The organism is Pseudomonas sp. NY15364, assembly GCF_048068235.1.
GTDB classification, from domain to species: Bacteria; Pseudomonadota; Gammaproteobacteria; order Pseudomonadales; family Pseudomonadaceae; genus Aquipseudomonas; species Aquipseudomonas mendocina_D.
This window is the reverse complement of the sequence record NZ_JBLUPX010000004.1, coordinates 15,976-42,095: the sequence shown is the minus strand read 5'-3', so window position 1 is coordinate 42,095 and position 26,120 is coordinate 15,976. Positions and strand designations below refer to the sequence as shown.

The window sequence follows — 26,120 nt, the reverse complement described above, 5'->3', positions numbered from 1 at the left end:
AGCGATGAGTGAATTGATTCGCGTACCCGACCTCGGCGGTGAAGGCGAGGTGATTGAACTGCTGGTAAAGGTCGGCGACCGTATCGAAGCCGACCAGAGCGTACTGACCCTGGAGTCCGACAAGGCCTCCATGGAAGTGCCCTCGCCCAAAGCCGGCGTGATCAAGGAAATCAAGGTCAAGATCGGTGACCGCCTGAAAGAAGGCGACGAACTGCTGGTGCTGGAAGTCGAAGGTGCCGCCGAAGCGGCGCCTGCGCCGAAAGCCGAAGCAGCACCCGCTGCTGCACCACAAGCGGCCGCTCCGGCTGCCGCGCCCGCCGCTGCAACCAGCAGCAGCGTGCAGGACGTGCACGTGCCGGACATCGGCACCGATGGCAAGGTCAAGGTCATCGAAGTCATGGTCAAGGCCGGTGACACCATCGAAGCCGACCAGTCGCTGATCACCCTGGAGTCCGACAAGGCCTCCATGGAAATCCCTTCGCCGGCTGCCGGCGTGGTGGAAGAAGTGCTGGTCAAACTGGATGCCGAAGTCGGCACTGGCGACCTGATCCTCAAGCTGCGTACTGCTGGCAGTGCAACCAGCAGCACTGCGCCGGCTCAAGCCGCAGCACCCGCTGCTGCGCCCGCCGCCGCACCTGCCCCCGCTGCCGCAGCCCCGGCTGCTGCTTCGGTACAGGACGTGCACGTGCCGGACATCGGCACCGATGGCAAGGTCAAGGTCATCGAGGTCATGGTCAAGGCCGGTGACACAATCGAAGCCGACCAGTCGCTGATCACCCTGGAGTCCGACAAGGCCTCCATGGAAATCCCTTCGCCGGCTGCCGGCGTGGTGGAAGAAGTGCTGGTCAAGCTGGACGCCGAAGTTGGCACCGGCGACCTGATTCTCAAACTCAAGGTGGCGGGTGCTGCACCGGCCGCTGCGCCGGCGCAAGCCAGCCAGGAAGTGCACCGCGTACCGGAAGGCGCCGCCCCGGAAGTGGCCGCAGAAGTCCGCGCCATTGCCTCACTGTCGGCTGCAGCTGCCGAAGTCGCCAACGCGCCCAAGCGTGATGGCGCCAAGGTGCATGCCGGCCCCGCCGTGCGTCAGCTGGCCCGTGATTTCGGCGTGGAACTGGCGGATATCGCCGGTACCGGCCCGAAAGGTCGCATCCTCAAGGAAGACGTGCAGGTGTACGTCAAGGCGATGATGCACAAGGCCAAGGCCGCACCGCAGGCGACTGCAGCCGCTGCCACTGGCGGCGCCGGCATCCCGCCGATCCCGACCGTGGACTTCAGCAAGTTCGGTGAAATCGAAGAAGTGCCGATGACCCGCCTGATGCAGGTCGGCGCCGCCAACCTGCATCGCAGCTGGCTCAACGTGCCGCACGTGACTCAGTTCGACTCGGCCGACATCACCGACCTGGAAGCCTTCCGTGTCGCGCAGAAGGCCGTGGCCGAGAAGGCCGGCGTCAAGCTGACCGTGCTGCCGCTGCTGCTCAAAGCCTGCGCCCACCTGCTCAAGGAACTGCCGGACTTCAACAGTTCGCTGGCCCCGAGCGGCAAGGCGATCATCCGCAAGAAGTACGTGCATATCGGCTTCGCCGTCGATACGCCGGACGGTCTGCTGGTGCCGGTGATCAAGAACGTCGATCAGAAGAGCCTGCTGCAGCTTGCGGCTGAGGCCGCCGCCCTGGCGGAAAAAGCGCGCACCAAGAAGCTCTCGGCTGATGACATGCAGGGCGCCTGCTTCACCATCTCCAGCCTCGGCCACATTGGCGGCACCGGCTTCACGCCGATCGTCAACGCGCCGGAAGTGGCGATCCTTGGTGTCAGCAAGGCGACCATGCAGCCGGTGTGGGATGGCAAGGCCTTCCAGCCCAAGCTGATGCTGCCGCTGTCGCTGTCCTACGATCACCGAGTGATCAACGGTGCTGCCGCCGCACGCTTCACTCAGCGTCTGTCGCAGCTGCTGGCCGATATCCGCACCATCCTGCTGTAAATCGTTTCGAGCACGCCACGCTCGTCTCCTCAACCCCGCCCATCCAGGCGGGGTTTTTTTATTCAGTGGCAAGCGTCGAGGTACAGGCTCCAAGCAAAAGCTAATCAGGGGCGCCACGCACAATCCACGGAGGAACGCCGCGCCGGTGCGAGCGTGTGGCTTGTGGCTGCCTTATCCTTTCTGCACGTTGCGAATCAGAAAGCTCAACGCCTTGGCCAACTCACCAGCCCCCTGGTGGTCACGCACGATGCTCAGCAACGGACTGCCATCAGCCGGATTGAACAGCACACAGCGGATACCGCCGGTCGGACACTCGTAGCGGATGAACGGATCGATACCGAACACCGCAACACGCTGATTGCGCACCGAGATGGCGGTGCCCTGCGCGCCACGGCTCTCCTCGCGCAGGATAAGCTCGCCGGCATTGCCGACATTCAAGCGGTACAGCAGATCCTGCCGCTGCGCCTGGCCAACCTGGTAGCCAGCGCGCAGGGCGTAGGTTTCCAGCAATGCGTTGCTGTGCGCGAGCAACGCATTGCGCTCGTTATCGGCCAGATAAAGACGCTTGAGCCCGTCCAGATAAGCCGCCTGCTCGTCGCCCCGCAATATCGCCGTGTCCTCGGCGCTGGCAACCGCGGGTATGGCCGTAAAAAGTGCTCCGCCAAGCACCAAGGCCATGAGTTTTCTTGTCAGTCTCGCTTGCATGATGCACCCTTGCCGAACGCTATAGTGAAGTAGGCCTGAGCCCTAGCCTCCGTCCGTGCCGCTGCGCCTTCTGGCAGCAGCGACCCTGTACTGAGAACGGATGCCTCGCCTGGTCAGCATACTGGAAGCCCACCGCCCAATGAAAAGCCATCCCGATGCCAGCGCACGCTCGGCAGCCGAGGTTGTGACGCAGTTGCCAGTGCCCTCGCGGCTCGGCATGTTGCGTTTCGAGCGCTTGAACGAGCCAAGCTGGGCACTGCTGTTTCTCGACCCGGCCTGCGAACGTCAGTTGGGTATCAGCGCCAGCGATCTCTGCGCGCTGGTGGACGCCCCCTACGCCAGTCTGATGGAGCCAGAGGCGCGCTACCGTCTGCACGACACCATCCAGCAGCAACTGCTGCAAGGTCCGCATTACCTGGTGCGCTACACCCTGCATACACCACAGGGCGCGCTGACCCTGCTGGAGATGGGCGAACCCTTCAAACAGCGCAACCGCCAGTTGCTGCGTGGCTACCTGCTGGTGGCGGACGAGAGCCTCGATCAGTACGCCCCTGCCGAACAGGAACTGCACACGCAGAATCAGCAACTGCGCAGCTCGCTGCAGCAATATCAGCGCACCCAGAATGACCACCTGCAACACCTCGCCCGTTCACGCACCCAGCAGCAACTGATCGTGCGCCTGGCGCGCCAGCGCTACGCCTCCAGCGACCCGCAGCGGGAAGCGGCCGAACTGATCACCCAGGCCGCCTGCGAGGTCTACGGTGTCGCTCGCGCAGGCATCTGGAAGCTGGGCAATCATCACCTGGATTCCGTGTCGCTGTACCGCCGCGACCTCGACCAGCACGAACAACTGCCGCCGCTAAACGCGCGTAACGTCCCGCAGTATCTGCAAGCGCTGCACAGCGGCCGCGCCATCGACGCACACGACGCCCAGCGCGATCCGCGCACCTGCGAACTGGCCGCCAGCTACCTGCAGCCGCAGGGCATCTGCTCGATGCTCGACGCCAGCATACGCATCGAAGGCGAAGTGGTCGGCGTACTCTGCCTGGAGCATATCGGCGGCCCACGCACCTGGCAGGCCGACGAGATCGCCTTCGCCGGCGAGCTGGCCGATCAGTTCGCCCAGGTGCTGATCAATCAGCAGAAACGCAGCGCCACCAACGCCCTGCATCTGTTCCAGCGCGCCGTCGAACAGAGCGCCAGCGCCTTTCTGCTGGTCGACCGCGACGGCCGGGTGGAGTACGTCAACCCCAGCTTCACGGCCATCACCCTGTACAGCAGCGACGAGGTCTGCGGCCATCGCCTCTCCGAACTGCCCGCCCTGGCCAACCTCAGCGACCTGCTGTTCGATGCCCGTTCCAGCCTCGCCGAGCACAGCAGTTGGCAGGGCGAGTTCCGCAGCCGGCGCAAGAACCTGGACCCCTATTGGGGCCATCTGTCGATATCCAAGGTGTATGGCGACGATGGCGAGCTGACCCACTACATCGGCATTTACGAAGACGTCACCGAAGCCAAGCTAGCCCAGCAACGCATCGAGCGCCTGGCCTATACCGACAACCTGACCAACCTGGGCAATCGCCCCTCGTTCATCCGCAGCCTCGAGCAGCGCTTCGCTGACAATACGCAGCAGCCGCTCGTCCTGCTGCTGGTGGATATCGACAACTTCAAGCGGATCAACGACAGCCTCGGCCACCAGACCGGCGACAAGCTGCTTTCGGCCCTGGCCCGACGCCTGCGCAACAGCCTCGGCGCCAAAGGCACCCTGGCACGCTTTGCCAGCAACGAATTCGCCATCCTGCTCGACGGTTGCGATCAGGACGCGGGCCTGCGTGTCGCTCATCAGGTGCTGCAGACCCTGGACAAGCCGCTGTTCGTCGATAACCAGTTGATCAGCATCACCGGCTCGCTCGGCCTGGCCCTGGCTCCGCAACACGGCGACGACCCACAGACGCTGATGAAGCACGCCGGCCTGGCCCTGCACAAGGCCAAGGCCAACGGCAAGCATCAGGTGCAGCTGTTCACCGAAGAGCTCAATGCCGAGGCCAACTACAAGCTGTTCGTCGAGAACAACCTGCGCCGAGCCCTGACCCAGAGTGAGCTGGAGGTGTTCTACCAGCCCAAGCTGTGCCTGAAAAACGGCCAGCTGCTGGGCATGGAGGCGCTGCTGCGCTGGCACCACCCGGAGAAGGGCATGATCCGCCCTGACCAGTTCATCAGCGTCGCCGAGGAAACCGGCCTGATCATTCCCATTGGCAAATGGGTGGTACGCCAGGCCTGTCGCATGAGCAAGCAGATCGCCGCCATCGGCATGGGCGAACTGCAGGTGGCGATCAATCTGTCGCCCAAACAGTTCTCCGACCCAGATCTGGTCGGCTCCATCGCCGCCATCCTGCATGAAGAACAGCTCGACCCGCGCCTGCTGGAGCTGGAGCTGACCGAGAGCCTGCTGCTGGAAGCCACCGAGGACACCCGCCACCAGCTCGGCCGCCTCAAGAGCCTGGGCCTGACCCTGGCCATGGACGACTTCGGCACCGGTTATTCCTCGCTCAGCTACCTGAAGAAATTCCCCATCGACGTGATCAAGATCGATCGCAGCTTCATCAAGGACATTCCCGACAACCAGGACGACATGGAGATCACCTCGGCGGTGATCGCCATGGCCCACAACCTCAAGCTCAAGGTGGTCGCAGAAGGCATCGAGACCGGCGCCCAGCTCGCGTTCCTGCGCCGTCAGCGATGCGACGTCGGCCAAGGCTACCTGTTCGACAAACCGATTCCTGGCCGCGAACTGATCGACAGTCTGCGCCGCTACCCCTGTCGGCCACAGGCCGACCAACGGACGTAATACGCCGCACTGCGCGTAGTCCACTACCCACCCACTTCCAGGAGACCGCCATGGTTCTGCGTTCCCAGATTCTCGTTAACAAGGATGTCCTGCCGACTGCCGAGCAGGCCCTGCCCGGCCGCGCAGAGGCGATGCCCGTGGCAGACACTCACTATGTCAACGGCAACCCGATCAAGGCGCCCTTCCCCGCCGGTCTGCAACAGGCGGTGTTCGGCCTCGGTTGTTTCTGGGGCGCCGAACGACGCTTCTGGCAACAGCCCGGTGTGTTCAGCACGGCGGTCGGCTATGCCGGCGGCCTCACGCCCAACCCTACCTACGAGGAAGTCTGCTCTGGCCTGACCGGACACACCGAAGTGGTACTGGTCGTGTTCGATCCGCAGCAGACCAGCTTCGAAGCGCTGCTCAAGGTGTTCTGGGAAGTGCACAACCCGACCCAGGGCATGCGCCAGGGCAACGACCAGGGCACCCAGTACCGCTCGGCGATCTACTGCCAGGACGAAGCTCAACTGAGCGCCGCCAAAGCCAGCCAGGCACGCTTCCAGGCTGAGCTGGACAAGGCCGGAGTGGGCAGCATCACCACTGAAATCGCCGAGGCGCCGACCTTCTACTACGCCGAGACCTATCACCAGCAATACCTGGCGAAGAATCCGGGCGGCTATTGCGGCCTGGGCGGAACAGGCGTATGTCTACCCCCTGAATCTTGAGCACGGGGTAACGGGTCGTGGAGCTGAGCAGCATTTCCAGCCAGGTATCGAGTCAGGCATCGGCGCAAATCTCCGCGCAGATGTCGCTTCTGCTGCTGCGCAAGACCCTGGAGCTGCAGGCCGCCAACATCACCGGGCTGGTGCAGTCAGCTGCGCCGGTCAGCGCCCCCAGCAACCCGCCCAACCTGGGCAACAGCATCGACGTGATGGCCTGAACAACTAATGTCCTCAGGCCATCAGCCGGTCTAAACTGCGGGCAAATAGCCATCGACCGACGAGCCCGGCATGCCCGCCCCTCTGCCCACCATCACCCCCGATCAGCTTTGCGTCGGCCTCTACGTTCATCTGGACCTGAGCTGGTGGGAGCATGATTTCGCCTTCAGCAACTTCAAGATCAAGGACGAAGCGCAGATTCGCGCCTTGCGCGCGCTCAACCTGAAGCAGCTGCGCTATGACCCAGCGCGTAGCGACTGCCCGCCCCCTTCTCTCGCCGACAGCGTCACCGCCCCTCCTGTCGAAGAACCGCCGGTCGACCCGGAGAGTCAGGCACGCCAGGAGCGCGTGGAGAAACTGCGTCACCTGCGCAGCCGCCTGGCCGAGGTGGATCGCCGCTTCATCGAGGCCAGCCAACGCATCAAGACGCTCAACCAGACCCTGCGCAGCCGCCCGGAAGACGCCATGCGCCAGGCCGGGGCCATCGTCGGCGAGATGGTCGAGACCCTGCTCGGGGCACCCGGCGTGGTGCTGCATGGCATCACTGGCAAGGCGGCCGAGGACAGTTACTTCCATGCCCTCAACGTCACCGTGTTGTCCCTGCTGCTCGGGCGCCAGCTCGGACTCGACAGCGAGGCCTGTCATAGCCTCGGCCTCGGCGCCCTGTTGCACGATATCGGCAAGCTGGAAGTGCCGAGCAAGGTGCTGCTCAAGCCCGAACCCTTGAGCCGCCCGGAGCAGCAACTGCTGCAGATGCACACCGACTTCGGCCTGCGCATGGGGCAGAAACTGATGCTCGATGACGAGGTGCTGCGCATCATCCATGAACATCACGAGCACTGTGATGGCAGCGGCTATCCGCGTGGGCTGCGCGAGGCCGCTATCGGTCGCCTGAGTCGTCTGGTGGCGATCACCAATCATTTCGACGGGCTGTGCAACCCGCTCGACCCGCGCCAGGCCCTGAGCCCACACGAAGCCCTGGCACTGATGTTCAAGCAGCAGCGCGAGCGCTTCGACGAGGTGGCGCTGAAGGCCTTCGTTCGCGTCATGGGCATCTACCCGCCAGGCAGCCTGGTGCAACTGGAAGATGAGCGCTACGCGCTGGTGCTGGGCATGAACCCGACTCAGGCGTTGAAACCAACGCTGATTCTCTACGACGCCGACACGCCCAAGCAGGAAGCCCTGATCGTCGATCTCGCCCAGGAGCCGAAGCTCGCCATCGCCCGCAGCCTGCGCCCCTCGCAGCTACCGCTGGAGGTACTGGAATACCTCAGCCCGCGGCGCAACCTGAGCTACCACATCGAGCCCAACCACAAACCCGCTTGAGCCCCTTGTAGCCCGGATGCAATCCGGGGATCGGGGGCCACGGCTCCCGGACTTCATCCGGGCTGCGCGCTTAGGACTTGCCGCTTGGCGCTTCTTCTATCAACCAATCCAGGCGCCAGCCGCCTTGACTCTGGCCAAGCACATCGGCCAGCCAGGGTAGAAGCTGCCTGAGTTCATCTTCCAGAGCCCATGGCGGGTTACTGATCACCAGGCCCGAGCCGCTCAGACGCGTGGCATCGTCCGGCGCGTGCACGTAAAGCTCGGCGCGCAACAACTTGGGCGCGGCGCTCTTGCCCAGATCGCGGTAGAAGCGCGCCAACTGGCGCTCGTCCTTGATCGGGTACCAGATCGCCACGATGGCCTGACGCATGCGCCCATGCGCTTCGTTCAAGGCCTCGACGCAGCGTTGCAGCTCGTCAGCCTTCTCGAACGGCGGATCGATCAGCAGCAGCACGCGCTTCTCCCGCGTCGGCATCAGCGCGCGCGGCACGTGCCAGCCCTCACCCAGGTGCACAGCGACGCGGCGGTCGCCGCGCATGTTGTCCTTGAGCAGACGGCCATCCTCGGGGTGCTTCTCGTTGAGCTGCAGAGCGTCCTGCTCTCGAGTCAACAGGCGTGCCAGCTCTGGCGAACCGGGGTAATAGCGCAATTCGCCATTCGGGTTCATCGCTCGCACCACCTCCAGGTAGGCTTGCACCGCATCCGGCAGTCGCGTGGCCTGCCACAGACGCGCGATACCCTCCTGATATTCGCCGGTACGGCTGGCCTGGTCGCCCCGCAGGTCGTAGAGGCCAATGCCAGCGTGGCTGTCGAGGTAGGCGAAGGGCGCCTCCTTGCGCGACAGCAGGGCGATCAGGCGGGTCAGCACCAGGTGCTTGAACACATCGGCGTGGTTGCCGGCATGGAAGGCGTGGCGGTAGTTCATGCAGGAGTCCTCGAATCAGGCGCGCAGTTTAACAGGCCGCCGACAACTCGCATCGCGGCTTGCTCCAGTGCACCTTCAAGGCCTAGGCTGCCCGCTCCTCCATGGACAGCGAGAACCCCGCCATGCCCCTGCAAAAGCTGCTCGGCAGCGAACTTCCCCTGATCCAGGCGCCAATGGCCGGTTCGCAGGATCACCGCCTGGCTGCCGCCGTATGTCTGGCCGGCGGCCTCGGCTCGATTCCCTGCGCGATGCTCACAGCGGCCGCCCTGCGCCAGGAGCTGCAAGCGATGCGCGAGCTGACCGAGCGCCCGTTCAATCTGAACTTCTTCAGCCATGTGCCGCCCGAGCCAGACGCGGCCCGCGAGGCTGGCTGGCGCCAAGCGCTGGCGCCCTACTACGACGAGCTGGGCGTCGACCCGGCCAACATTTCCAGCGGGCCTGGGCGCCTGCCGTTCAACGACGAAGCGGCCGCACTGGTGGAGGAGTTTCGCCCTGCGGTGGTCAGCTTCCACTTCGGCCTGCCGCAGCCTGACCTGCTGGAGCGAGTGCGCCGTAGCGGGGCCAAGATCCTCTCCAGCGCCACCACCCTGGACGAAGCGCTGTGGCTACAGGAACGTGGCGTCGATGCGGTGATCGCCCAGGGCCTGGAAGCCGGCGGCCATCGCGGGCACTTTCTCGATTTCGACCTGAGCCGCCAGCTCGGCACCTTCGCCCTGTTACCGCAGCTGGTGGATGCACTGTCGGTGCCGGTGATCGCCGCCGGCGGCATCAGCGATGCCCGTGGCGTGGCCGCTGCCATGGCCCTCGGCGCAGCAGGTGTGCAGGTTGGTAGCGCTTATTTACTGTGCCCGGAAGCCACGACCAGCGTCCTGCACCGCGCGGCGCTGCAGAGCCCGGCGGCGCGCCACACGGCGCTGACCAACCTGTTCAGTGGGCGCCCGGCGCGCGGCATCGTCAATCGCCTGATGCGCGAGCTGGGGCCGCTGAGCACGCAGGCGCCCGCCTTCCCCCTGGCCACTGCGGCCATCGCACCGTTGCGCGCGGCGGCCGAAGCGCAGGGCAGCGGCGACTTTTCACCGCTCTGGGCGGGACAGAATGTCGCCAATTGTAGAGTGATGCCGGCTGCAGAGCTGACCCATGAGCTGGGACGGGGCTTCGAAGCACATCGCGGCTGAAGCCGCTCCTACGATCCCGGGCTGGCAAGGTGGTGTGGTGCTTTATCACCGCCACTGATGATGCTGGGCAGCTGGGCGACTGACTGCCTAGACTCGGTCGATCATCTGGAGGCCCGTTCCATGTCCGAGACCCTGCTCAGCTCCCGCAACCTGGCGTTCGAACTCTATGAGGTGCTCGACGCCGAAGCCCTGACTCAGCGTCCGCGCTTCGCCGATCACAACCGTGAAACCTTCGATGCGGCGATCAGCACCGCGCGCGGCATTTCCGAAGAGCTGTTCGCCCCGCACAACCGCAAGAACGACGAGCACGAACCGCAGTACGTCGATGGCGCCGCGGTGCTGATCCCGGAAGTCGAACCGGCCCTGCGGGCCTTCCACGAAGCCGGCTTTCTCAACGCCACCCGCGATTTCGAGCATGGCGGCATGCAACTGCCCAACCTGCTGTCGCAGGCCTGCTTCGCCCATTTCCAGTCGGCCAACATCGCCACCAGCTCCTATTCGATGCTGACCATGGGCGTGGCCAACCTGATCGAGGCCTTCGGCAATCAAGAGCAAAAAGACCGCTACCTGCAGCCGATCATCGATGGCCGCTTCTTCGGCACCATGGCGCTGACCGAGCCGCACGCCGGCTCTTCGCTCTCGGACATTCGCACCAAGGCCGAACCACACGCCGATGGCAGCTACCGCCTCAAGGGCAACAAGATCTTCATCTCCGGCGGCGACCAGCCGATCTCCGAGAACATCGTGCACATGGTGCTGGCCAAGCTGCCGGACGCACCGCCCGGGGTGAAGGGCATCAGCCTGTTCCTGGTGCCCAAGTTCCACGTCAATGACGACGGCAGCCTGGGCAAGCGCAACGACGTGACCCTGGCCGGCCTGTTCCACAAGATGGGCTGGCGCGGCACCACTTCCACTGCGCTCAATTTCGGCGACAACGGCGAGTGCGTCGGCTACCTGGTGGGCAAGCCGCATGCTGGCCTGTCCTATATGTTCCAGATGATGAACGAGGCGCGCATCGGCGTCGGCATGGGCGCGATCATGCTCGGCTACGCCGGCTACCTCTATTCGCTGGACTATGCGCGCAACCGCCCGCAGGGCCGCCAGCCGGACGGCAAGGACCCGAGCAGCCCGCAGATTTCCATCGTCGAGCACGCCGACGTACGCCGCATGCTGCTGACGCAGAAGGCCTACGTCGAAGGCGCCTTCGACCTCGGTCTGTATGCCGCACGGCTGTTCGACGATACCCACACACTGGAAACCGCCGAAGAGCGCACCCGCGCCCTGGAACTGCTCGACCTGCTCACGCCCATCGTCAAATCCTGGCCGTCGGAGTTCTGCCTCAAGGCCAACGAGATGGCCATCCAGATCCTCGGCGGCCACGGCTACACCCGTGAATACCCGGTGGAGCAGTACTACCGCGACAACCGCCTCAACCCGATTCACGAGGGTACCCACGGCATCCAGTCGCTCGATCTGCTCGGGCGCAAGGTCTCGCAGAACGGCGGCGCCGCGCTCAAGCAACTGCTCAAGCTGATCAACGACTGCTGCCAGCGCGCCAGCGAGCACGAATCGCTCACTGCCCTGCGCCAGCCGTTGGAGCAATTGCTGGCTCGCCTGCAGGCGGTGACCCTGGCGCTGCTGGGCGATCTGATGAGCGGCAAGATCACCCAGGCGCTGGCCAACTCGGCGCTGTACCTGAAGGTGTTCGGTCACATGGTGATCGGCTGGCGCTGGCTGGAGCAGGCGATTCGCGCCGAGCAGGGCCTGGCCCGCACGGACAATGCCGACGAGCAGGCCTTCTACCGCGGCAAGCTGCAAGCCGCGCGCTACTTTCTGACCTGGGAAGTGCCAAGCTGCCATCACGACCTGGCCATTCTCGAAGCCCGCGACGATACCTGCCTGGGCATGCAGGACACCTGGTTCTGAAACTGAGCCAAAGGCCCCGGGCGATCCAGCGCGGGGCGCTTCGGGGCCATTTAGAAAAATGTAATAACCTTTTTGACAGCGGTAGGAAGGCTACGGTTAGAATCCCTGGCACGCGCCATGCATAGCGGCGCCCCACGTTTCCCAGCCAGGAGTACGCGCAGTTGGATGCCAGCGCCATCAATAATCTGTTCTTGATCGGCGCATTGCTGGTAGCGGTCAGTATTCTGGTCAGCGCGTTCGGGACGCGTTTTGGCATACCCATTCTGGTGATCTTCCTCGGCGTCGGCATGTTGGCCGGCACTGATGGCCCCGGCGGCATCGTCTTCGACAACTATCCCCTGGCCTACCTGGTCGGCAACCTGGCGCTGGCGGTGATCCTGCTCGACGGCGGTATGCGCACCCGGGTTTCCAGCTTCCGCGTGGCCCTGTGGCCCTCGCTCTCATTGGCGACGTTGGGGGTGGTGATAACCGCGGGCCTGACCGGCCTGGCCGCCGCCTGGCTGTTCAACCTGACCCTGCTGGAAGGCCTGCTGATCGGCGCCATCGTCGGCTCCACCGATGCTGCTGCGGTGTTCTCCCTGCTCGGCGGACGCGGCCTCAACGAGCGGGTCAGCTCCACGCTGGAAATCGAGTCGGGTAGCAACGACCCGATGGCGGTGTTCCTCACCGTTTCCCTGATCGCCATGCTCGCGAGCGGCCAGACCGGCTTCAGCTGGGATCTGCCGATTCAACTGGTGCAGCAATTCGGCCTGGGTGCCCTGCTGGGCCTGGGCGGGGGCTGGCTGCTGCTCAAGCTGGTCAATCGCATGGAACTGGCCGCGGGTCTCTACTCGCTACTGGTGGTCAGCGGCGGCCTGATCATCTTCGCCATCACCACCGCCGTGGGCGGCAGCGGCATCCTGGCCATCTACCTGTGCGGGCTGTTGCTGGGCAACCGGCCGATCCGCTCGCGCCACGGCATTCTGCACATGCTCGACGGCCTCACCTGGCTGGCGCAAATCGGCATGTTCCTGGTCCTCGGCCTGCTGATCACGCCGCACGAGCTGCTGCCCATCGCCCTGCCGGCCCTGGCCCTGGCGCTGTGGATGATCCTCTTCGCGCGACCGCTGTCGATCTTCCTCGGCCTGCTGCCGTTCCGTGCCTTCCATGACCGCGAGCGAATTTTCATCGCCTGGGTTGGCTTGCGCGGCGCCGTGCCGATCATCCTCGCGGTGTTCCCGCTGATGGCCGGCCTGCCCAATGCGCAGCTGTTCTTCAACGTGGCGTTCTTCATCGTGATCATCTCCCTGCTGCTGCAGGGCACCAGCCTGCCGCTGGCCGCCAAGCTGATGCGCGTCACCGTACCGCCAGAGCCCGTCCCCGTGTCACGCGCCGGCCTGGAAGTGCACCCGACCAGCCAGTGGGAGCTGTTCGTCTATCGACTCGGCGCGGAGAAATGGTGCATCGGCGCGGCCCTGCGTGAGCTGAAAATGCCCGAGGGCACCCGTATCGCCGCGCTGTTCCGTGGCCGTGACCTGCTTCACCCCTCCGGCAGTACCCGCCTGGAAGCAGGGGATCTGCTCTGCGTGATCGGCCACGAGCACGACCTGCCGGCCCTTGGCAAGCTGTTCAGCCAGGCACCCAAGCGGGGTCAGGACCTGCGCTTCTTCGGTGATTTCGTGCTGGAAGGCGACGCCGAACTGAGCGCGGTTGCCTCGCTCTACGGCCTCAAGCTGGATGAGGTGGAGGGCAATCAGCCGCTGGGCCGCTTCATCGCTCACGAAATCGGTGGCGAACCGGTAGTGGGTGACCAAGTGGAATGGCAGGGCCTGACCTGGACGGTCGCGGCCATGGAGGGGAACAAGGTGCGTAAAGTCGGCGTCAGATTCCCAGAAGGCACACGCCCTGGCCCCGGGCTGCACTTCTAGCAAGCAGTTGAAAACTACCTGCCAGGACTCTGCTAGCATCAGCATCACGCGCGGGCCACAAGGGCCCGCGTCTTCGTTGTGCCGCAGGTATTCTCCATCGTTGCCGTTCACTCAGTAGATCAATCGACCATGCATCTGTCGCGCCTTTCCCTAGCAGCCGTTCTGTTTGCCCTGTTCATCGGCATCCCACCCGTGTTCGCCGAAGAACCACCGACGGCAGAGAGCGTGCAGCAGAGCCTGGACAGCCTGGCTGATCGCAAGCTGCCGGAAGCCGAGCAACTGGCGCTCAAGCAGACCCTCGAACAAACGCTGCGCATGCTGCGGGACCGGCAAACCGCCGACCAGCGCCTCAACGACTTGCGCAAACAACTGGACGAGGCGCCACGCCTGATCAGCGAAGCACAGCGTGAACTGGACAAGCTCAAGGCCAGCCCAGAACAGCAGATCGCCGAGCGCCACGCACGAACCTCGCTCGCTCAGCTCGAGCAACTACTGAGCGAGCGCTCCACTCAGCTCAGCGAATGGAACAAGGCAATCATCGAGGCCAACAGCCTGGTGATCACCGCACAGACCCGGCCGGAGCGCGCCCAGGCGGAGATCAGCCAGAACCAGACACGCAGCCAGCTGATCAACGACGGCCTCAAGAGCGGTCGCTTCGATGGCAAGGCGTTGACTCAGGAACGCCGCAATCAACTCACTGCAGAGCTCTCGTTGCTTGCGGCGCAAACCCAGCTACGCCGCCAGGAACTGGCCGGCAACAGCCTGCTGCAGGACCTCGGTAGCGCACAGCGGGCCCTGTTCGAGGAGCGCATCAATCGTGCGGAGCAGGAACGCCAGGCACTGCAAAGCCTGATCAACGAACGCCGCCGCGCAGAATCGGAACAGACCGTCGCCGAGCAATCGCGTGAGGCCGAGCGCGCCAGCTCGGACAAACTGCTGGCCCGGGAAAGTACGCTCAACCTCAAGCTCTCCGATTACCTGCTGCGCGCGACAGATCGCCTCAATGGACTGACCGAGCAGAACCTGCAAACCCGCCAGCAGCTGGACAACCTCAACCAGGCCAACCAGGCGCTCGATGAACAGATTCGGGTGCTGCAAGGCAGCCTGCTGCTGTCGAGAGTGCTCTACCAGCAGAAGCAAGCGCTACCGAAGCTGAAACTCGAAGAGGGCTCACTCGCCAACGAGATCGCCGATATTCGCCTCTACCAGTTCGAGCTGAACAAGCAGCGTGAGGAGATCAGCGACCCCGCCCGCTATGTGGACAATCTGCTCAGCGGCCAACCGAGCGAGGAGGTCACGCCGGCACTGCGCAGCGCGCTGCGCGACCAGCTCAATACCCGGCGTGAACTGCTCGATCGCCTCAACCGCTCGCTGAATGCGCTGCTCAACGAGTCGATCACGCTGCAGCTCAATCAGAAGGAGCTGGAAAACACGGCCAGCAGCCTACGCGCCACCATCGACGAGCAGATGTTCTGGATTCCCAGCAACAAGCCACTCGATCTGGACTGGCTGAAATCGGCACCGCGTCGTCTCGAGCAGCAACTGGCCAACATGCCCTGGGGCCTGGCCATCAGCGAGCTCGGCGCCGGCCTGTTCGAGCGCCCGCTGGTGTTCCTGCCGCTGATTCTGCTTTGCGCCCTGATCCTCTGGCGGCGCCAGTACCTGTTCAGCAAGCTCGGCGCGCTGCATGGCGATATAGGTCATTACAAGCACGACAGCCAGCTGCACACGCCCATGGCGCTGGGGCTCAATATCATCCTGGCGTTGCCGGTAACGCTGTTCCTGGCACTGTGCGGCTACGCCCTGCTGCATGATGCACGCGGGCAGAACCTCTACCTGGGCGCCGCGCTCTACGAGATGGCCGAGGCCTGGCTGGTGTTCTACACCCTGCACCGGATTCTCTCCCCGGATGGCGTGGCCATCCTGCACTTCCACTGGCCACCGGCCAACGTCGCCTTCTTCCGTCAGCACCTGCGTCGCCTGGGGCTGGTGGTGATGGCCCTGGTGGCCGTGGTGAGCATTGCCGAGCACCAGCCGGCGAGCCTGGCCGGCGACGTGATCGGCATCATCGTGGTGCTGAGCTGCTATGCCCTGATGGCCTGGCTGCTGTTCCACCTGCTGTTCAGCGCACCACTGCGCGAGAACACCTCGGGGCTGCGCACCGGCGTCGGCGTGCTGTTCAACCTGCTGCCGCTGGCGCTGATCGGCGCAGTCGCCTTCGGCTATTACTACACCGCACTCAAGCTCACCGACCGGCTGATCGACACCCTGTACCTGCTGATCATCCTGCTGATCGTCGAAGCTACGCTGGTACGTGGCCTGAGTGTGGCGGCACGGCGCCTGGCCTATCAGCGCGCCCTGGCCAAACGCCAGGCGCAGAGCAAGGAAAGCCTAGATGGCGAAGCACCGGTGGAAGAGCCCACTCTGGACATCGAGCAGGTCAACCAGCAGTCCCTGCGCCTGATCCGCCTGGCCCTGCTCGGCGGCTTCCTGGTTTGCCTGTACGCGGTCTGGGCCGATCTGATCGGCGTATTCACCTACCTCGACACGGTCACTCTCTACGAATACAGCAGCGGCTCCGGGGACAGCGCGACATTGGTGCCCATCAGCCTGATGGACGTGATCGGTGCACTGATCATCGTCGCCATCACCGTGGCACTGGCGCGTAACCTGCCCGGCCTGCTCGAAGTGCTGGTGCTGTCGCGCATGCGCCTGGCACAGGGCAGCGCCTACGCCACCACCACCTTGCTGTCCTACGCCCTGGTCGCCATTGGCATCGTCACCACGCTATCGACGCTGGGCGTCAGTTGGGACAAGTTGCAGTGGCTGGTGGCGGCCTTGTCGGTCGGCCTCGGTTTCGGCCTACAGGAAATTTTCGCCAACTTCATTTCAGGTTTGATCATCCTGTTCGAGCGCCCAGTGCGTATCGGTGACGTGGTGACCATCGGCAATCTGTCCGGCACCGTGAGCAAGATCCGTATCCGTGCCACCACCATTACCGACTTCGATCACAAGGAAATCATCGTACCGAACAAGACCTTCATTACCGGCCAACTCATCAACTGGTCGCTGAGCGACACGGTCACCCGCGTCACCCTCAAGGTCGGCGTCGGCTATGGCTCGGATCTCGATCTGGTGCGCAAGCTGCTGCTGCAGGCGGCGCAGGAAAACCCGCGCGTGCTCAAGGAGCCGGGGCCCATCGTCTACTTCCTCAACTTCGGCGAGAGCACGCTGGACCACGAACTGCGCATCCACGTGCGCGACCTCGGCGATCGCAACCCGGCCACCGACGAGATCAATCGTTTCATCGACCGCGAGTTCCCGAAGAACGGCATCAACATCGCCTTCCGCCAGGTCGAGGTGTACGTGAAAAACCTGGAGCATGGCGAGCAGAAGCTGGATCAGAAAGACCTGGCCAGAGTCGCAGCCGCTGGCGCCGCCAGTGTGCAGCAACCACCCAAACCGCCCGCAGTACCTTGAGCAGGTAGGAGCCACCCGGTGAAAAGCCTCGACCAGTTGATCTTCGACAACCGCTTCGCCCGCCTAGGCGATGCCTTCTCCACCGAGGTAATGCCCGAACCTATCGAGCAACCACGCCTGGTGGTGGCGAGCGAGTCGGCCATGGCTTTGCTCGACCTGGCTCCAGACGAAGCACAACGCAGCGAGTTCGCCGAACTGTTTGCCGGGCACAAACTGTGGGAAGAGGCCGAGCCGCGCGCCATGGTCTACTCCGGCCACCAGTTCGGCGGCTACACGCCGCGCCTTGGCGACGGTCGCGGCCTGCTGCTCGGTGAAGTGCTCAACGAAGCTGGCGAGCACTGGGACCTGCACCTGAAAGGCGCCGGCATGACGCCCTACTCGCGCATGGGCGATGGTCGTGCGGTGCTGCGCTCGTCGATCCGCGAATTTCTCGCCAGCGAACATCTGTATGCGCTCGGCATTCCCAGTTCACGCGCACTGTGCGTCACTGGCTCCGACACTCCAGTGTGGCGCGAGAAGAAGGAAAGCGCCGCGATGGTGCTGCGCCTGGCGCAGAGTCACGTGCGCTTCGGCCACTTCGAATACTTCTACTACACCCGCCAGCACGAACAGCTTAAGACCCTCGGCGAACACGTCATGGCCTGCCACTTCCCCGCCTGCCTGGAGCAGGACGAGCCCTGGCTGGCCCTGCTGCGCGAGGTGATCGAACGCACCGCCGCGATGATCGCCCACTGGCAGGCCTACGGCTTCTGCCATGGCGTGATGAACACCGACAACATGTCGATCCTCGGCATCACCTTCGACTACGGCCCCTACGCCTTCCTCGACGACTTCGACGCCAACCACATCTGCAATCACTCCGACGATACCGGCCGCTACAGCTTCAGCAATCAGGTGCCCATCGCCCACTGGAACCTCGCCGCACTGGCTCAGGCCATGACGCCATTCGCCGCGGTCGAACAATTGCGCGAGGCCTTGGAGTTGTTCCTGCCGTTATACCAGGCGCACTACCTCGACCTGATGCGCAAGCGCCTGGGTTTCACCCGCGCCGAGGAAGAGGACGAAGCGCTGATCCAACGTCTGCTGCAACTGATGCAGGCCGGTAAATCCACCGACTACACCTTGTTCTTCCGTCGCCTCGGCGCACAGGCACCCGCCGAAGCGCTCAAGGTCGTGCGCGATGACTTCGTCGACCTCGCGGGCTTCGATGCCTGGGGACGCGATTACCTGGCTCGCTGCGAGCTGGAAGGTGAGCAGCAGAGCGAACGCCGGTCGCGCATGCACGCGGTCAATCCCAAGTACATCCTGCGCAACTACCTCGCCCAGCACGCCATCGAAGCCGCCGAACGCGGCGACTATGGCCCAGTGCGCGAACTGCATTCGGTACTGTCACGACCGTTCGACGAGCAGCCGGGGCTCGAACGCTATGCCGAGCGTCCGCCCGAATGGGGCAAGCATCTGGAGATCAGTTGTTCGTCGTGAGTGATAGTGCTGCCGGCCTGTTGCGCGGCAGCTCACAGACGTTGACCGGCCTTTCGACTGCGCTTATCTGTTAAATCGAAAAGGCATATCAATCTGCCCAAACATTCTTAGACTATCTAAAAGAACCCCTCTATCTTGGCGCCCTGCCAGGCCGCCCAGTGCGCGCCCGATACCTCACACGAGATTCGACGCAAAGATTCTGCCCCTGATTCGTCAGCCAGCGCCGCGAGCCCAAACGCCGCGCCAGCCACCTGAATCACATGCAGGATCTAAGGATGTTCATGTTCTGGGATTCCCTGCCCCTGCTGTTTGTCGGCGCCCTGCTGATCTGGGTGCTGTATGCCTTCGTTCGCGAGAAATGGAGCCCGGACATAGTCGCCGCTATCGCCGTGGCCGCCTTGCTGGTCAGCCAACTGCTGACGCCGGGCGAAGTACTCAGCGTGCTGTCCAACTCCGCCCCCGTGACCATCGCCTGCATGTTCGTGCTCTCCGCCGCGCTGGAGCGCACCGGCTGCATCGACGCCCTCGGCAATTGGCTGGGCAATCTGGTCGGCACCAGCCCGATTCGCGTGCTCACTGGCCTCACCGTCACCGCGCTGGTGGTATCCGCCTGCCTCAACAACACACCAGTGGTGGCTATCCTCACCCCGGTGGCCATCGCTCTGGCGCGCCGCGCCGGCACCCTGCCGTCCAAGTTGTTGATTCCGCTGTCCTACGCCACCATCCTCGGCGGCACACTGACCATGATCGGCACTTCGACCAACATTCTGGTCGACGGCGTCGCACGCAAGGCTGGTATGGCGCCCTTCGGTATCTTCGAAATCACTGGTGTCGGCCTGGTCATGGCGGCCTTTGGCATGTTGTATCTGCTGACCATCGGCCGCCACCTGCTGCCGGAGCGCGAGACCCTGTCACGCCAGTTGCGCCCTGATCTGCCGCGCACGTTCATGACCGAACTGCTGGTGCCGCACAACTCGCCGATGATCGGTAAGACCTTGCACGAAGCCCACCTCAACGGTGGCAGCGGCCTGCAGGTGCTCAAGCTGTTCCGTGAAGAGCAGGAGCTGACCGAACCCAGCGCCGAAACCCTGCTGGCCAGTGGCGACCGCCTGGTGCTGCACGGCCAGGTCAAGGATGTGGTGGAGCTGCGCGAGAGCGGCCACCTGAGCTTCAACCGTGGTGATGCCTTCGAGACCATCAGCAGTCACGACGTGATCCTCGCCGAGGCCATCGTCGGGCGTAACTCGCGCTACAGCCATCGGCCAATGCGCGATCTCGACCTCACCGCGCGTTACGGCATCGCCGTGCTCGCCGTGCACCGCCAGGACGAGAACGTGCAGGGCAACCTGGATGATTTCGAACTGCAATTCGGCGACGTGATGCTGGTCGAAGGCACACCTGCGCAGATCAAACGCTTCGCCGACAACGGCGAACTGATCAGCCTCAACGCCGTGCAGGAACGCGCCTTCCGCCGCGACAAGGCACCCATCGCGATCATCTCGACCCTCGCTGTGATGCTGCTAGCGGCCTTCGGTGTGATGCCTATCGAAGGGCTGGCGATCATCGGCGCAGTGACCGTGTTGGCTACGCGCTGCCTGGACGTGGAGGACGCCTACAAGGCTGTGGACTGGAAGATCCTCAGCCTGATCTTCGGCATGCTGGCCATCAGCATCGCCATGGACAAGGTGGGTCTGGTCAAACTCATGGTGGAGAACGTCATGGGCTGGTTGCCCTGGGCCGGGCCGCTGCTGATGCTGAGCTTCATCTACCTATTCACGTCCATCCTCACCGAGGTGTTGTCGAACAATGCCGTGGCCGTACTGGTGACCCCCATCGCCATTGGCATGGCTCAACATCTGGGCGTCGACCCACGCGCCTTCGTCGTCGCTGTGATGTTCGCCGCCAGCGCCAGCTTCGCCACGCCCATCGGTTACCAGACCAACACCTTCGTCTACAACGCCGGTGGCTACCGCTTCACCGACTTCATGAAGATCGGTATTCCGCTGAACCTGCTGCTGTGGGGCGTCGCTACAGTGGTCATCCCCTGGTTCTTCCCGCTGACCCCGCTCTGACTTGATATCCGCAGGCGCTGGCTCCATTTAATGCACATGCCCCACGGAGCCTCGCCTCATGTCCGATCCGCTGCTGATTCCCTGCCCGCACTGCAACGGGCTCAACCGTATTCCTGCCGAGCGTCTGAACGACGCCCCACGCTGCGGTCGCTGCAAGAGTGAAGTGCTGCCCGCTGCGCCGATCACCCTGACCCAAGCCAACTTCGCCAGTCAGTTGAAGGGCGACCTGCCATTGCTGGTGGACGTCTGGGCCAGTTGGTGCGGTCCCTGCCAGGCCTTCGCGCCAACCTTTCAGCAGGCGGCCGCACAACTGCAAGGGCGCTGCCGCCTGGGCAAACTGGACAGCGAGGCCAACTCGAACCTGGCCGGGCAATTGGGCATCCGTTCGATTCCCAGCCTGATCCTGTTCAAAGGCGGCGTCGAAGTCGCCCGCCAGAGTGGCGCCATGCCGCTGCCGCAACTGCAGGCATGGCTGCGTCAGCAGGGTATCTGAGCGCTTCGGTCACTCGCCGCGGGCGCGCCTTGACCTTCTCCTGCGCCATCAGCCACATGTTGCGGCAACCGATCAGCGTGACCACCGGCGTGTCCTTCAGCAGACGGGCGGCCTCGGGCGAGGCGAGAAAGCTGGTGCAGGGCAACGAGGGCGAGAGGAACCAGACCTGATAGGCCAGAATCACCAGGTCGTAGCGCTTGTCGGCGTCCACAGCCAGCGGCAGCAACGGCTGCGGCTTCATCAGCACGGTTTCCGGGAAGATGCGAAAGAAACCGAGAAAGGGCCAGGGAAAGGGGAAAGGCTGGGCAGGTTGCAGCGTAAGGAAATCCACTTCGATGCCGTCGCACTCGCGCAACGGCGCACAGACCGATTGCGCCAAGCGGTCTAATTGGCCAGTCTGAGAAAAGTGGACGACTAAAACATGACGCATTCGCGGCGCATTCCCTGCAAAATGTGCAAATTATGCCACAGAGAATTCTTCAAACCGTAACCCGCCTGTGCCAACTTTGCCTATTGGTTCCGCTACTCGCTTGCCAAGCGCTCCAAGCGGGCGACCTGCTGATCGAGGTGGAAGGCGTACAGGATCAGGCAAACCTGTACCTGGCGCTGGTGCCAGCAGACCAGCAGGACTGGCAGCCAGGCCTGCGCGAACTGCACAGCGCAGAAACACCGCTGCGCCTGAGCGACCTTCCCCCCGGCCGCTATGCCGTGCAGGTGTTCCAGGACAACAACGGTAACGGCAAGCTGGATTTAAGCCCTCGTGGCATTCCGCTGGAGCCGGTCGGTTTTTCCGGCAATCCGTCGCTATTCGGCGGCAAACCCACACCCGGCGACAGCATGTTCGAGCATGGCACGACGGAAAGCGTGATCAGCGTGCGCCTGATTCATCCGCGCAAGAAAAAGGAACGCGTGGCGCCAAGGGAAGCGCCAGGAAGGCCGCTGAAATAACCGTCACTCCGCTTAGACGGGCATCCAGATAGCACGCTGCACCTGGGCTCCCGCCTTCGCGGGAGTGACAGGGAATAGGTCTTGGCGCCCTAGAGACGCCTTACTGGTGATACTGCGCGGACAGCTCGTGCACGGCTTCGAAGAAGGCGCCCGCGTGAGCCGGGTCAACTTCCGGGGTGATGCCGTGGCCAAGGTTGAACACGTGGCCGCTACCGGCGCCATAGGCGGCCAGGATGCGCGCCACCTCGGCACGAATCGCCGCCGGCTTGGCGTAGAGCACCGCCGGGTCCATGTTGCCTTGCAAGGCAACCTTGGCACCGACACGGGCGCGGGCGCTGCCGATGTCGCATGTCCAGTCCAGACCCAGTGCTTCGGCGCCGGTGTCAGCAAGGGATTCGAGCCACAGGCCACCGCCCTTGGTGAACAGGATCACCGGCACACGACGCCCGTCGTGCTCGCGGATCAGACCATCGACGATCTTCTTCATGTAGGCCAGGGAGAACTCCTGATAGGCCGCTGCCGACAGCGCGCCGCCCCAGGAATCGAAGATCTGTACCGCCTGCGCACCGGCCAGGATCTGCCCGTTGAGATAAGTCGTGACCGACTGCGCCAGCTTATCGAGAAGCGCGTGCAGGGCTTGCGGGTTGTCGTAGAGCATGGCCTTGGTCTTGCGGAAGTCCTTCGACGAGCCGCCTTCGACCATGTAAGTGGCCAGCGTCCACGGGCTGCCGGAGAAGCCGATCAGCGGCACGCGGCCATTGAGCTCACGACGGATGGTGCGCACGGCGTCCATCACGTAGCCCAGATCCTTCTCCGGGTCCGGCACGGGCAGTGCCTCGATATCGGCCAGGCTGCTGACCACCTTATTGAAACGCGGGCCTTCGCCCGTCTCGAAGTACAGGCCCTGGCCCATGGCATCGGGAATGGTCAGGATGTCGGAGAACAGAATCGCCGCGTCCAACTGCGGGTAGCGATCCAGCGGCTGGATGGTGACCTCGCAAGCCAGCTCCGGGTTCTTCATCAGGCTCACGAAATCGCCGGCCTTGGCTCGGGTCGCGCGGTACTCCGGCAGATAACGGCCAGCCTGGCGCATCATCCAGACAGGTGTGACGTCCACAGGTTGCTTGAGCAGGGCGCGGAGGAAGCGGTCGTTCTTCAGAGCGGTCATGGCGGTTCCGAGCAGAAAACAGTGAACAAAAATTGTGCGTATTGTCGCAGAGCAGACAACAAAAGGCACGGCGTAGGACGCCGTGCCGCAGGTTCAGGGGATACAGATGTGGCTAGGCGACCTTACGCCGGCGCCCTTCGGCGTCGGCCGTGCGCATGGCCGCCAGTACACTGCGGGCGTCCACCGGGAACGGCTCGTTGTGGATACTCTCGCCCGGCGCACAGGCCAGCTCCGCGGCGCGCAACAACGCTTCGTCGCTGACATCCTGCAGGCCGATATCGGCCAGGGTCACCGGCAGACCGATGGCGATGCAGAAGTCGTATACCTCGTCGATCAACGCCGGCTCGCTGTCGCGCAGCATCAGCATGCTCAGCACACCGAAGGCGACCTTCTCGCCATGCCAGTAGTGATGGGTTTCAGGCAGCGCGGTGAAGCCGTTGTGAATGGCATGCGCCGCAGCCAGGCCGCCGCTTTCGAAGCCCAGCCCGGAGAGCAGCGTGTTGGCCTCGATGACATGCTCCAGCGCCGGCGTCACCACCTGTTGGCGGCAAGCCTGCAGCGCCAGTGGCCCGTACTGCAGCAGGGTGTCGTAGCAGAACCGCGCCAGCGCATGGGCGGTACGCGGGCCAGGTCGCCCGGTCATGTTGGCGGCGCCGCGAATGCGGCAGTCCTCGGCCTCGAACCAGGTGGCCAGGGCATCGCCCATCCCGGAAACGAGAAAGCGCGCCGGCGCCTGGGCGATCACCTGACTGTCGACCAGCACCAGATCCGGGTTGCGCGGCAGCACCAGGTAGCGTTTGAACTCACCGGACGCGGTATAGATCACCGACAGCGCACTGCACGGCGCATCGCTGGAAGCCAGAGTAGGCACAATCGCCACCGGTACGCCCAGCTCGTAAGCCAGCGCTTTGGCAGTATCCAAGGCCTTGCCGCCACCCATTCCCAGCACAACCTGTGGCTTGCTTTCGCACGCCATGGTCAGCAGCCGGGCGATCTCTTCATCGCAGCATTCTCCGGCAAAGCGCACGCGCTGGCAGTCGATCTGCCCTGCGCAGGCACTGGCCACAACAGCGCCCAGATGGTCGTCGGCGAAGGGATCGAGCAAGGCCAGCGCCGTGCTGCCGAAACGCGCCAGCTCGCTGCCCAACTGTTCGAGCGCATTGCGCCCCTGCACATAGCGGGATGGGAAAATGGCGGTGGTAAGCATGGCAATCTCCTCGATAAAAGCACTGGAGACAGCCTACCGCCGATAACCCTGCGGCCCATTGCCTCAGGTCAGCAAAGGGGCAGATACGACGAGGCCGGCATCAAGCCGGCCTCGTTCGCTACCGCGCGGAATCAGACGTTCAGATAATCCAGGATGCCTTCGGCGGCGTTGCGGCCTTCGAAGATCGCCGTCACCACCAGATCGGAACCGCGCACCATGTCGCCACCAGCGAAGATCTTCGGGTTGCTGGTCTGGTGCTTGAACTGCGACTGCTCGGGCGCCACCACGCGGCCCTGGCTGTCGGTCTGGATCTCGAACTGCTCGAACCAGGGCGCCGGGCTCGGACGGAAGCCGAAAGCGATCAGCACGGCTTCTGCCGGGATGACTTCCTCGGAGCCCGGGATCGGCTCAGGGCTGCGGCGGCCACGGGCATCCGGCTCGCCGAGACGGGTCTCGACCACCTTGATGCCTTCCACCTTGCCGTCGCCGACGATGGCGATGGGCTGGCGGTTGAAGAGGAACTTCACGCCCTCTTCCTTGGCGTTCTTCACTTCCTTGCGCGAGCCCGGCATGTTCTCTTCGTCACGGCGGTAGGCGCAGGTCACGGCTTTGGCGCCCTGACGGATCGAGGTGCGGTTGCAGTCCATCGCGGTGTCACCACCGCCCAGCACCACGACGCGCTTGCCCTTCATGTCGATGAAGTCTTCCGGCGACTTCTCGAAACCGAGGTTGCGATTGACGTTGGCGATGAGGAAATCCAGCGCGTCATAGACGCCCGGAAGGTCTTCGCCCGGGAAGCCACCTTTCATGTAGGTGTAGGTGCCCATGCCCATGAACACGGCATCGTACTCATCCAGCAACTGCTGCATGGTCACGTCCTTGCCGATCTCGGTGTTCAGGCGGAACTCGATGCCCATGCCGGTGAAGACTTCACGGCGGCGGCTGAGCACGGTCTTTTCCAGCTTGAACTCGGGGATGCCAAAGGTCAGCAGGCCACCGATTTCCGGATTCTTGTCGAACACCACCGGGGTCACGCCGTTGCGCACCAGCACGTCAGCGCAGCCCAGGCCGGCCGGGCCAGCGCCGATCACCGCGACACGCTTGCCGGTCGGTTTGACCTTGGACATGTCCGGGCGCCAGCCCATGGCGAAGGCGGTGTCGGTGATGTACTTCTCCACCGAACCGATGGTCACCGCGCCGAAGCCGTCATTAAGGGTGCACGCACCTTCGCAGAGGCGATCCTGCGGGCACACACGGCCGCAGACTTCCGGCAGGGTATTGGTCTGGTGCGAGAGTTCGGCGGCAGCCAGGATGTTGCCTTCCGACACCAGCTTGAGCCAGTTCGGAATGAAGTTGTGCACCGGGCACTTCCACTCGCAATACGGGTTGCCGCAGCCCAAGCAGCGATGCGCCTGGTCTGCAGCCTGCGCCGGCTTGAAGTTGTCGTAGATCTCGACGAATTCCTTCTTGCGCTGACGCAGCAGTTTCTTCTTCGGGTCTTTGCGCCCGACTTCGATGAACTGGAAGTCGTTATTCAGACGTTCAGTCATTGCATTACCTCATCAA

At 63.9% G+C, this 26,120-nt stretch carries 19 protein-coding genes; 13 read left to right on the top strand and 6 right to left on the bottom strand.

Features of this window, described 5'->3' with window-relative positions; translation table 11 throughout:
- Window positions 1–4 precede the first annotated feature (4 nt).
- Entirely contained in the window at window positions 5–1,978 is a 1,974-nt protein-coding gene (gene aceF / locus ACNFCJ_RS04960; RefSeq protein WP_416770134.1) for a dihydrolipoyllysine-residue acetyltransferase, read from the top strand.
- 171 nt (window positions 1,979–2,149) lie between these two features.
- Here the strand turns inward: aceF and ACNFCJ_RS04955 are convergent, their stop codons facing one another.
- Window positions 2,150–2,656, bottom strand: coding sequence for a hypothetical protein (locus tag ACNFCJ_RS04955; protein ID WP_416770133.1), 507 nt, complete (start codon window positions 2,654–2,656; stop codon window positions 2,150–2,152).
- A gap of 166 nt (window positions 2,657–2,822) precedes the next feature.
- Here ACNFCJ_RS04955 and ACNFCJ_RS04950 point away from each other — a divergent pair, with 166 nt between their 5' ends.
- The 4 genes from ACNFCJ_RS04950 to ACNFCJ_RS04935 all read left to right on the top strand — a co-directional run bounded on the left by ACNFCJ_RS04950 (window position 2,823) and on the right by ACNFCJ_RS04935 (window position 7,771).
- Complete coding sequence (locus tag ACNFCJ_RS04950; RefSeq protein WP_416770131.1) at window positions 2,823–5,528, top strand: putative bifunctional diguanylate cyclase/phosphodiesterase; 2,706 nt, start codon at window positions 2,823–2,825, stop codon at window positions 5,526–5,528.
- A 50-nt stretch (window positions 5,529–5,578) separates the two neighbouring features.
- Window positions 5,579–6,232 (top strand): peptide-methionine (S)-S-oxide reductase MsrA, encoded by a 654-nt coding sequence (gene msrA, locus ACNFCJ_RS04945; protein WP_416770130.1) that lies wholly within the window; start codon window positions 5,579–5,581, stop codon window positions 6,230–6,232.
- A gap of 17 nt (window positions 6,233–6,249) precedes the next feature.
- Window positions 6,250–6,447: a putative motility protein gene (locus ACNFCJ_RS04940; RefSeq protein WP_017678604.1), complete on the top strand. Its 198-nt coding sequence runs from the start codon at window positions 6,250–6,252 to the stop codon at window positions 6,445–6,447.
- Window positions 6,448–6,517: 70 nt separating this feature from the next.
- Complete coding sequence (locus tag ACNFCJ_RS04935) at window positions 6,518–7,771, top strand: HD-GYP domain-containing protein (protein ID WP_416770129.1); 1,254 nt, start codon at window positions 6,518–6,520, stop codon at window positions 7,769–7,771.
- A 70-nt stretch (window positions 7,772–7,841) separates the two neighbouring features.
- On the opposite strand, the gene ACNFCJ_RS04930 is transcribed toward ACNFCJ_RS04935, so the two are convergent.
- A complete protein-coding gene (locus ACNFCJ_RS04930; RefSeq protein WP_416770128.1) occupies window positions 7,842–8,696 on the bottom strand; it encodes a 23S rRNA (adenine(2030)-N(6))-methyltransferase RlmJ in 855 nt (284 codons plus the stop codon).
- A 122-nt stretch (window positions 8,697–8,818) separates the two neighbouring features.
- Here ACNFCJ_RS04930 and ACNFCJ_RS04925 point away from each other — a divergent pair, with 122 nt between their 5' ends.
- The 7 genes from ACNFCJ_RS04925 (at window position 8,819) to trxC (ending at window position 21,231) form a co-directional block, all read left to right on the top strand.
- Window positions 8,819–9,871: an NAD(P)H-dependent flavin oxidoreductase gene (locus ACNFCJ_RS04925; protein WP_416770126.1), complete on the top strand. Its 1,053-nt coding sequence runs from the start codon at window positions 8,819–8,821 to the stop codon at window positions 9,869–9,871.
- 120 nt (window positions 9,872–9,991) lie between these two features.
- Window positions 9,992–11,797: an acyl-CoA dehydrogenase gene (locus tag ACNFCJ_RS04920; protein ID WP_416770125.1), complete on the top strand. Its 1,806-nt coding sequence runs from the start codon at window positions 9,992–9,994 to the stop codon at window positions 11,795–11,797.
- A gap of 161 nt (window positions 11,798–11,958) precedes the next feature.
- Window positions 11,959–13,704 (top strand): potassium/proton antiporter, encoded by a 1,746-nt coding sequence (locus ACNFCJ_RS04915; RefSeq protein WP_074676365.1) that lies wholly within the window; start codon window positions 11,959–11,961, stop codon window positions 13,702–13,704.
- A 129-nt stretch (window positions 13,705–13,833) separates the two neighbouring features.
- Window positions 13,834–17,184, top strand: a complete 3,351-nt coding sequence (mscK, locus tag ACNFCJ_RS04910; protein ID WP_416770122.1) for a mechanosensitive channel MscK — start codon at window positions 13,834–13,836, stop codon at window positions 17,182–17,184.
- Window positions 17,185–17,202: 18 nt separating this feature from the next.
- A complete protein-coding gene (gene selO, locus ACNFCJ_RS04905) occupies window positions 17,203–18,666 on the top strand; it encodes a protein adenylyltransferase SelO (protein ID WP_416770120.1) in 1,464 nt (487 codons plus the stop codon).
- A gap of 281 nt (window positions 18,667–18,947) precedes the next feature.
- Window positions 18,948–20,738 carry an SLC13 family permease gene (locus tag ACNFCJ_RS04900; protein WP_416770339.1) on the top strand — a complete coding sequence of 597 codons (1,791 nt, stop codon included), beginning with the start codon at window positions 18,948–18,950 and terminating at the stop codon, window positions 20,736–20,738.
- A gap of 58 nt (window positions 20,739–20,796) precedes the next feature.
- On the top strand, window positions 20,797–21,231 hold the full coding sequence (gene trxC, locus ACNFCJ_RS04895) for a thioredoxin TrxC (protein WP_416770118.1): 435 nt from the start codon (window positions 20,797–20,799) through the stop codon (window positions 21,229–21,231).
- Here the strand turns inward: trxC and ACNFCJ_RS04890 are convergent.
- Window positions 21,146–21,610, bottom strand: a complete 465-nt coding sequence (locus tag ACNFCJ_RS04890) for a hypothetical protein (RefSeq protein WP_416770117.1) — start codon at window positions 21,608–21,610, stop codon at window positions 21,146–21,148. The genes trxC and ACNFCJ_RS04890 overlap by 86 nt on opposite strands.
- Window positions 21,611–21,798: 188 nt before the next feature.
- On the opposite strand from ACNFCJ_RS04890, the gene ACNFCJ_RS04885 reads away from it, so the two are divergent.
- Window positions 21,799–22,179 carry a DUF2141 domain-containing protein gene (locus tag ACNFCJ_RS04885; protein WP_416770115.1) on the top strand — a complete coding sequence of 127 codons (381 nt, stop codon included), beginning with the start codon at window positions 21,799–21,801 and terminating at the stop codon, window positions 22,177–22,179.
- Between the two features lie 100 nt (window positions 22,180–22,279).
- Here ACNFCJ_RS04885 and hemE read toward each other — a convergent pair whose 3' ends face one another.
- From hemE to ACNFCJ_RS04870, 3 genes are all read right to left on the bottom strand, one after another.
- A complete protein-coding gene (hemE, locus tag ACNFCJ_RS04880; protein WP_416770113.1) occupies window positions 22,280–23,347 on the bottom strand; it encodes a uroporphyrinogen decarboxylase in 1,068 nt (355 codons plus the stop codon).
- 112 nt (window positions 23,348–23,459) lie between these two features.
- Window positions 23,460–24,554, bottom strand: coding sequence for a glycerol dehydrogenase (locus ACNFCJ_RS04875; protein WP_108233398.1), 1,095 nt, complete (start codon window positions 24,552–24,554; stop codon window positions 23,460–23,462).
- 131 nt (window positions 24,555–24,685) lie between these two features.
- On the bottom strand, window positions 24,686–26,104 hold the full coding sequence (locus ACNFCJ_RS04870) for an FAD-dependent oxidoreductase (RefSeq protein WP_108233399.1): 1,419 nt from the start codon (window positions 26,102–26,104) through the stop codon (window positions 24,686–24,688).
- Window positions 26,105–26,120 lie beyond the last annotated feature (16 nt).